6 protein-coding genes and 2 pseudogenes are annotated in these 7,753 nt (G+C 57.3%); 4 read left to right on the top strand and 4 right to left on the bottom strand.

The window, feature by feature from the left end:
- The first annotated feature begins 161 nt into the window (after positions 1-161).
- The gene (locus tag Q1M04_RS15680) at positions 162-737 is read left to right on the top strand and encodes a TetR/AcrR family transcriptional regulator C-terminal domain-containing protein (RefSeq protein WP_300448773.1); all 576 of its coding nucleotides are present in this window, start codon (positions 162-164) and stop codon (positions 735-737) included.
- 59 nt (positions 738-796) lie between these two features.
- Positions 797-1,333, top strand: a pseudogene (locus Q1M04_RS15685) (cytidylate kinase-like family protein); the annotation flags it as partial.
- 261 nt (positions 1,334-1,594) lie between these two features.
- Here the strand turns inward: Q1M04_RS15685 and Q1M04_RS15690 are convergent.
- The 3 genes from Q1M04_RS15690 to Q1M04_RS15700 all read right to left on the bottom strand — a co-directional run bounded on the left by Q1M04_RS15690 (position 1,595) and on the right by Q1M04_RS15700 (position 4,402).
- Positions 1,595-2,257 carry a CAP domain-containing protein gene (locus tag Q1M04_RS15690; RefSeq protein ID WP_300448776.1) on the bottom strand — a complete coding sequence of 221 codons (663 nt, stop codon included), beginning with the start codon at positions 2,255-2,257 and terminating at the stop codon, positions 1,595-1,597.
- Positions 2,258-3,278: 1,021 nt separating this feature from the next.
- Complete coding sequence (gene tsaA, locus Q1M04_RS15695; RefSeq protein ID WP_297294875.1) at positions 3,279-3,977, bottom strand: tRNA (N6-threonylcarbamoyladenosine(37)-N6)-methyltransferase TrmO; 699 nt, start codon at positions 3,975-3,977, stop codon at positions 3,279-3,281.
- Positions 3,978-4,102: 125 nt separating this feature from the next.
- Complete coding sequence (locus Q1M04_RS15700) at positions 4,103-4,402, bottom strand: hypothetical protein (RefSeq protein WP_293281150.1); 300 nt, start codon at positions 4,400-4,402, stop codon at positions 4,103-4,105.
- 531 nt (positions 4,403-4,933) lie between these two features.
- On the opposite strand from Q1M04_RS15700, the gene Q1M04_RS15705 reads away from it, so the two are divergent.
- Both Q1M04_RS15705 and uvrC read left to right on the top strand, forming a co-directional pair.
- On the top strand, positions 4,934-5,197 hold the full coding sequence (locus Q1M04_RS15705) for an HPr family phosphocarrier protein (RefSeq protein ID WP_204791735.1): 264 nt from the start codon (positions 4,934-4,936) through the stop codon (positions 5,195-5,197).
- 171 nt (positions 5,198-5,368) lie between these two features.
- Positions 5,369-7,201, top strand: a complete 1,833-nt coding sequence (gene uvrC / locus Q1M04_RS15710) for an excinuclease ABC subunit UvrC (protein WP_300347326.1) — start codon at positions 5,369-5,371, stop codon at positions 7,199-7,201.
- A gap of 423 nt (positions 7,202-7,624) precedes the next feature.
- Here uvrC and Q1M04_RS15715 read toward each other — a convergent pair.
- Positions 7,625-7,753, bottom strand: a pseudogene (locus tag Q1M04_RS15715) (electron transfer flavoprotein subunit alpha/FixB family protein); the annotation flags it as partial.

A 7,753-nucleotide genomic window follows, 5' to 3' on the forward strand; every position in this document is an offset into this window, starting at 1 on the left:
CCTTCGACCGGGCTGGGACTGGAAAAGCGAGGAATTCATCCCCCAATATGGCCCTTTATTGGTCGTTTCCTTTACCTTTGTCTGTTTGCCTGGCTTTTACCGGCTTTAATCAGTGCTTCCCTAAGTTTGTGGTATAGTTTGAATAGAATCGAGGGACGAATATGAAGCAGGCAGAATTATCCTACAACCGCAAACGGCAATTAGCCGATTCGCTTAAAATGCTCATGGTCAAAAAGAACCTGAAGAAAATTACAGTTCAGGAGATTGCGGACGGCTGTGGAGCTAATAGGTATACTTTTTATTACCACTTCAAGGACATTTACGATTTATTGATGTGGATGTTTCAGGAGGAAGCCCTTTCACTGATTAAAACAAGTGAAAACTGCCTGACTTGGCAGGAGGGATTTCGCCTGTTTCTCCGATGGATTACAGAGAATAACAGTGTTTGTAAATGTGCGCTGAACGACATCGGGCAGGAAGCACTTCGAGAGATGTTTTACCAGGAGACAAAACACCTGATGACTCTCTTTTTAGCAGACGCCAAAGGGAGCCATCAGGTATCTGATGAATATTTGGCCTTTCTGGGAGACCTCTACATGGCGGCATTGAGTGGCATTTTGTTGGAATGGATACGTCGTGACTTGGATTTTTCGGAAGATCAGCTGATGTCATATCTGCGGCCTACCATGGATCAAATCCGAATGTCGATCCAGCAGGCGGAACAAGCTGGATTATAAGGAGGACATACTACATGGGGCATAGGATCATCACAATCGGCAGATAGTTCGGGAGTGGGGGCCATGAGATCGGGGCAGAAGTAGCGCGGCGGTTAGGAATTGAGTGCTATGATAAGCAGCTCATTACAATGGCCGCAAAGCGCGGGGCATTGAATCATGAACGATTGGGGGCATTTGATGAACGGCAGGAAAGTCCCTGGCTTTACGAGGGCACTTATGAGGGGAACCACCGTGTCCAAAGGGGACAGCCTATTTCTGAGGTTTTGTTTCGTTTGCAAAGCGATGTGATACGGTCTATTGCCCGGAGAGAGGATGCCGTTATTATTGGCCGGTGTGCCGATTTTGTCTTGCGTGAGGCGCTGGATACGGAATTATTAACTGTATTTATAGTGGCTCCCTTTGAAAATCGAGTACAGAGAAAGATGCGACTGGAAGGCATCGGGCAAAAGAGGGCCGAGAGCTTAGTGAGGAAGATGGACAGACAAAGGGGCAAATACTACAAAGCCCATTCGGGATTAGAGTGGGGAGACCCCAAAAATTTGATCTGTATTTTGATTCTGGTATACATAGTCCTGAAAAAATCATTGATGGTATAGTGAAAGCGGCAAGTCAAAATAAGAATTAACTACATCTCTATCTATTTTATCATGCGCAAGACCAATCCTCCGGGTTATAGAGCAATATTCCTTTACAGCCGCCATTTTGATTTACAAACATATATTCCTATTCGGGACATTGCCTGCTATTCATTTTGCAAAAAGCCGTTCTAAGTCTCGTTCGTGCCAACAAAAAGAACGGGTTTAATTCTTTGTTTTCAGTTACGCAATATCTGAGCAGTAAATCTGTGCTTCTCGGCGTTATATGTTCCTGTCTGTACTCCGGTTTTTGTCATTATGAGGGAGGGCCGTCCAAGAAACTGGACGGCCCTCCTTGAGTACTATTCTCTTATGCGTATAGGGGTAACCGGCGTCGGCAGCGGCCTGACTCTCCTCCAGGGCGTGATGCCAGGTGTAGCGCCGATTGGAGCAAGTCTGGGCGGCGTTCATCAGGGCATCATTGACTGGCAGTTCCGATACCCCGTTGTCCTTTCGGGTCTGGTTGATAAGACGGGTCATCTCCTGCCGCATTTCCGGGTTGTCCGTCAGACTGGCGCTGTTCCCACTGGCGGGGGCCTCTGGAGCGGCAGGGGCTACGGAGCCGACCGTCAGCGTCATGCTCCCGCATTCCCCAGCGCTGTTGGATGCGGTGATTTCTGCGCTCCCCTCCGCCTTGGCGACAGCCACCCAGAAGGTCAGCACCTGCTCCACCGCTACCGTGTCCGGGTTGCTGGAGGTGACGGAGTAGTCCGCACCGCTGGGGCCGATGATGAGGCCACTGCGCTCTCCCACCTCCAAAGTACTGCCCTTGTAACTGCTCACCCAGATGGGCGGGGCCTCCACTGCGATGGCGGGGATGGCGAGGGTTGTTGCGAGGATGGTTGCCGTCAGTGCGGTGGTAATGCGTTTTTTCGTACTGGTCATACTTTTTTCTCCTGATTTCAGTAATTTGCGGGCTTTCGCAAGCAACACAATATCGAATGAGGGGGCAAAAGTCGATAGGAAATTGCAATCTAAAACGGAGAAATCCGGGAGCAAAAACGAAGCATTTTACATAGTGACCATGAGAGGGTTTTGGGAGATGTGGTTTATTTCCTGACCACATAATTAGCCACAGACAGGCGTGGAACACGTGGAAACACTGGCTTCAAAGAGTGCCGGAGAGCAAATGAAAAGGAGCAGAAACGGCTATAAACCATCAAAAATTGCTTAAAAAATCTTTACAGACCTCTTTGAATATTCTCCCGCAGAATTTGAGTGCCTCTCCCGGCAGAAAACCGTTGCAAAACCTTCCCATCAGAGTTAGAATACAGGCAAAATAACATGAAAAGCATTTCCTTTCCTGTATTATTATAAAGTTTCCGAAAAATTTAAAACAGGCGCAATTTATAGCCAGAAGTCAAGTACTTTCTTTTTGGGCCGGTACCGCTTGAAAGGAAAGACGGCGCATGGTATCATATTTACGTCGTTTTGCCTTTGGGCAATATCGGCCTTTGGGGGGAAGCGGTGCGGTCTTGGTTGGAGTGCGCCGCTTCCCACTATTTTTTCAGGTCGTCCTTTAACTTCCGAATCCCTCTCCTTGCCGCTTCCATACGGGGAACCTTTTCTTGTTCGCAATATTGTTCTAGAATCTCTTTGCATTCCTCATCGTATTTTACGGTCATATGATAGGGCTTCGGATTGTCGGTAGGGCGTCCCATTTTTTTGCCCCCCAAGCTCATCACCTCCCACTTTGGGACTCCCTAAGTATAGACTAAAGGAGTCCCAAAGTCAAGAAGACTCTGCTTGGGGGATGCAATCTTGTAGGGGCCGCCCCCTGGGCGGCCCGTTTCCCGGAACTTCCCGGCTTCCGGTAGGCGGGCCGCCGAGGGCGGCGGCCCCTACAGGGTGTCCGACAGGAAAGCGGACCGCCCCCTGGGCGGCCCGCTTTTTGCGTCCGGCAGTTTTACCGTTCCGTTCCCTCCAGAATCTCCCGGACCCGGAGCACGCCCCCCTCTACGGAGAACCGGACCTCCAGCCCGGCAAAGCCGAAGCCGTAGACCCGTTCCGGGTCCTCCTGATACCGGGGGCGGGGGTCCAGGGCCAGCACCGCCCGGAGGGCCTCCCGCCGCTGCGGCGGGACCTTCTCCCAGAGCTCCGGCAAACACTCCACCGCCAGCGTCTCCCCGGCGGGGGCGGAGGCAAAGCCCCCCACAGCTTCGGGGCGGCAGTCGGCGTAGGGGAGGTAGGGCTTGATGTCCAGAATGGGCGTTCCGTCCATTAAATCCGCCCCCCGGACCCGGAGGACGGTTCCCCACTCCCGAGTCTCCTCCATGCCCGCCAGGGTGACGGCGGACAGGGCGATGGGGTTGGGCCGGAAGGGGGACCGGGTGGCAAAGACCCCCAGCCGGGCGTTGCCCCCCAGCCGGGGCGGGCGGACGGTGGGGGACCACTCCGCCCGGACGGCCTGGTCGAACACCCACACCAGCCAGATGTGGGAAAAGCCCTCCAGCCCCCGGAGGGCGGCGGGGTTCCGGTACTCCGGTTCAAACACCACCCGGGCCTCCAGCGCCTCCACCAGGCCGCTCTGGCGGGGCACGCCGAACTTTCCGGCAAAGTCGCTGCGAATCCGGGCGATGGTTTTCATGGAAAATTCCTGGGGCATGGGGGACCTCCTTATATCTCCTGGTATTATAGTATAGTATACAGGAGGCGGGGAGAAAAGGGAAGTCCTTATGTATGCCGGGCCGCCGAAGGGACCTGGAATCCTCCCGGCGGTCCGGCGGACGCTTAAAACGCCCGGTCGATAGCGTCTCCGGCGTCGTCCAGGGCGCCCCGGACCGACCGCCCGGCGTCGTCCACGGCGTCCCGGGCGCCGTCCATCAGGCCGTCCCCGGCGGTGCTTCCGCCATTGACGGAGCCGTTTTCCGCGGCGTTTCCGCCTCCGACGGCGCCGCCCTCATTGACAGAACCGCTTCCGGACTGGCCGGTGGAGCCGTCCACGCTGCCGGTGGTCTGGCCTCCGCCGCAGGCGGTCAGGCTGAACGCCAGCAGCAGGGACGCCAGCAGGAACATCAGAGTATTTTTCATGCCATACTCCTCCTTCGATCTTTCCGGCCCGGGACCCCGCCAGGCGGCGGGGTCCCGGGCTCTCCGTCAAAGAAGTTCACGGGCCGCCGGCCCTTGAGCCGCTTTGACGGCGCACGGAGCGGAGACGCCGCCCCGTGTTCACGATACCCAAACGCTATTGTCTCCCGTTCCCTCCGGGCAAACCGTGGGACTTTCCGGCGGGGGAGGTTTTTTTTAGAAACCTTGGAAACCTCCGGCATGGAGCACCGTCCAAATACATACGATAAACCGGGAACAGCTTCGGGGGAAAGCGCTTCAATATGCTTCCTTTGGTTTTCTCCCAAATTCTCCCAAACTTTCGGCGAAATGACGTATAATTTTATGGAAAATTGGCATAAACTAACAAAAAGAACTTTACTCACGAGAAAAATTTTTTGAAATGTTTGTGCAATTCTCCATTGACGGGAGGCAGAAAAGCGGTTATGATGGTAAAGGAAAGACTTGTGGGCAACCAGTTCCATTTGATTTGATATAAAAAAGGAGAGCTGCAACATGTATACGCAGGAAATCACGGTCAACAACGAAGTTGGTTTGCACGCCCGCCCCGCCACGTTCTTTATCCAGAAGGCCAACGAGTTTAAAAGCGGCATCTGGGTCGAGAAGGAGGACCGCCGCGTCAACGCCAAGAGCCTGTTAGGCGTGCTGTCCCTGGGCATCGTGAAGGGCACCCCCATCACCCTGATCGCCGACGGCAGCGATGAGAAAGAGGCGGTCACCGCGCTGGTGGAGCTGGTGAAAGACAACTTCGGAGAGTAACGAACCGTCCCCGTGCTGCCCGTCAGCGCGGGGTGGTCTTTTTTTATTGGGCCGGGGTGTTCTGCCGGAAGAGGGGGAAGCTCCGGGGGAATGGCCTGGCCAGGGGCCAGGCCCCACAAGGATGGCAAGCCCTTCTGCCGGGGTGCATCCCACTTTGAAAGGAGGCGGACCATGACCAAGGACGAGCTGAAGGAGAAGGCCAATGACCTGCCGCTTCTGCCGGGGGTCTATCTGATGATGGACAAAACCGGGAAGGTCATTTACGTGGGCAAGGCGAAGAAGCTGAAAAACCGGGTCAGCCAGTATTTTCAGGACAGCGCCTCCCACACCGCCAAGACGAGGCAGATGGTCTCCCAGATCGACCACTTCGACACCATCTTCGTCTCCAGCGAGTTCGAGGCCCTGGTGCTGGAAAACTCCCTCATCAAGCGGCACATGCCCCGGTACAATATCCTGCTCAAGGACGACAAGGGCTATCCCTTCGTCCGCCTCTCCCGGGAGACCTATCCCCGGTTTACCATGGTCCACAAGTGGGCCAATGACGGCGCGAAGTACTTCGGCCCCTTCGGCGGGCGGTTCGAGACCCGCCAGGCCCTGGACGCAGTGTGCGCCGCCCTGCGCCTTCCCACCTGCAGCCGGAAATTCCCCCGGGACATCGGGGCGGAGCGGCCCTGCCTGAATTTTCACATGGGCCGGTGCGACGGCTTCTGCCGCCCGGAGATGACGGCGGAGGAATACCAGCGCCGCATCCGCCAGGCCAGCCAGATGCTGGAGGGCAAGGCCAAGGACCTTCTCCGGGAGATGGCCGGGGAGATGGAGGCGGAGGCGGAGGCCCTGCGGTTCGAGCAGGCGGCGGCCCTCCGGGACCGGATCAATGCCATCAGCGCCCTTTCCAAAAAGCAGACGGTCATTGCCGGGCTCTGCGCCGACACGGACATCTGGGGCCTGTACCGGGGGGCGGGGAAGTGCTGCTATGCCGTCCTCCACATGGAGGAGGGGAACCTGGCGGGCCGGGAGACGGAGCTGTTCACCGCCCCCATGGAGGAGGGGCGGGAGGAGATGCTCTCCGCCCTGACGGCCCAGTACTACCTGCCCCGGGCCATTTTGCCCCATGAGATTCTGCTGCCCTTTGAGACGGAGGGGTACTGTGAAAACCTCTCGGAGGTGCTGACGAAACGGGCGGGGCACAAGGTCTGGGTCCACGTCCCCCAGCGGGGGGAGAAGGCGTCCTTGATGTCCATGGCCCAGCGGAACGCCGCCGAGGAGGCGGAGCGGGCCACCACCGCCGAGGAGCGGGTGGCCCACACCCTGGAGCTTTTGACGAAAATGCTGGACCTCCCGGCCCCGCCCAAGCGGCTGGAGTCCTTCGACATCTCCAACACCGGGGGCAGCGACATTGTGGCCTCCATGGTGGTCTACAGCGGCACAAGGCCCCTGAAGAGCGCCTACCGGCGCTTCCGCATCAAGGAGCTGGCGGGGAAGCCCGACGACTACGCCTCTATGCGGGAGGTGCTCCGGCGGCGGCTCCAGCGGGCGGCGGACGGGGACGAGAAGTTTCTGCCCCTGCCGGATGTGTTCTTGATTGACGGCGGCGTCACCCATGCCCAGACGGCTCTGGGCGTGGCGGAGGAGTTCGGGGTCAGCGTCCCCATCTTCGGCATGGTGAAGGACGACCGGCACCGGACGAGGGCCCTGGTGACCCCGGAGGGCCGGGAGATCGGCATTGTGGGAAATCAGGCGGTGTTTTCCCTCATCGGGCAGATTCAGGAGGAGACTCACCGCTTCGCCATCACCTACCACCACGAGAGCCATGGGAAAAGCGCCCTGCGCTCCGCCCTGGACGGGATTCCCGGCGTGGGGCCGAAACGGCGGGAGGAGCTGCGGAAGAAGTTTGGGACCATCAAGGCCATTCGCGAGGCGGAGGTGGAGGCCCTGGCGGCGGTGGTGCCAAGACCCGCCGCGGAGGCAGTTTGGAGGCATTTTCACTCCAAGGAGGGGGAGTGATGCTCGCCCTTCGGGCGGGGAGGATTGGATACCAGCGATGGCTGGTTCATTGCACCCCCCATTTTCTCTTTTTCTTCCAGAAGAAAAAGAGAAAACGGGCCGTGCACGGTCCAAAAGAGAAAAAGAAGTATCGCCCCTGCGGGGGGACGAAGGACGGGGGACGCGTAAGAGGTGCTTCCTCCGGGTACGCATGTCTTCTGCCCGCGGCGTGGTGCGGGCGGGGGTTTTGGTGGTTGACGAATGGACTTTCTTCTCTTTTCGCTGCCGCTAACCTGGTATATGATGAGAGAAAACGACCGGAGGGTTTTTGCCCTTCGGTCGTTTTGGTGCGCTGAGACTTGGTTGCCGTCGCTCCGGCCCGGTTCATCACCAGACAACCAGAGCGCGCGAAAGTTCTTTTGGTAACTTTTCTTTCAAGAAAAGTTACTTCGCGGCCTTGGCGGCCCGGATGGCTTCGGTCAGCAGCGGGGTCACCTTGAAGAGGTCGCCGCAGATGCCGTAGTCCGCAATCTCGAAGATGGGGGCCGTGTCGTTTTTGTTCACCGCAATGAT

This window comes from uncultured Oscillibacter sp., assembly GCF_950073225.1.
Lineage (GTDB): Bacteria > Bacillota > Clostridia > Oscillospirales > Oscillospiraceae > Oscillibacter.

What these genes read in the sequence shown, in the direction of transcription:
- Q1M04_RS15700 (WP_293281150.1), bottom strand. Translation starts at nt 4,402, where the DNA reads ATGAAAAATACTCTGATGTTCCTGCTGGCGTCCCTGCTGCTGGCGTTC.
- uvrC (WP_300347326.1), top strand. Translation starts at nt 5,369, where the DNA reads ATGACCAAGGACGAGCTGAAGGAGAAGGCCAATGACCTGCCGCTTCTG.
- Q1M04_RS15690 (WP_300448776.1), bottom strand. Translation starts at nt 2,257, where the DNA reads ATGACCAGTACGAAAAAACGCATTACCACCGCACTGACGGCAACCATC.
- tsaA (WP_297294875.1), bottom strand. Translation starts at nt 3,977, where the DNA reads ATGCCCCAGGAATTTTCCATGAAAACCATCGCCCGGATTCGCAGCGAC.
- Q1M04_RS15680 (WP_300448773.1), top strand. Translation starts at nt 162, where the DNA reads ATGAAGCAGGCAGAATTATCCTACAACCGCAAACGGCAATTAGCCGAT.
- Q1M04_RS15705 (WP_204791735.1), top strand. Translation starts at nt 4,934, where the DNA reads ATGTATACGCAGGAAATCACGGTCAACAACGAAGTTGGTTTGCACGCC.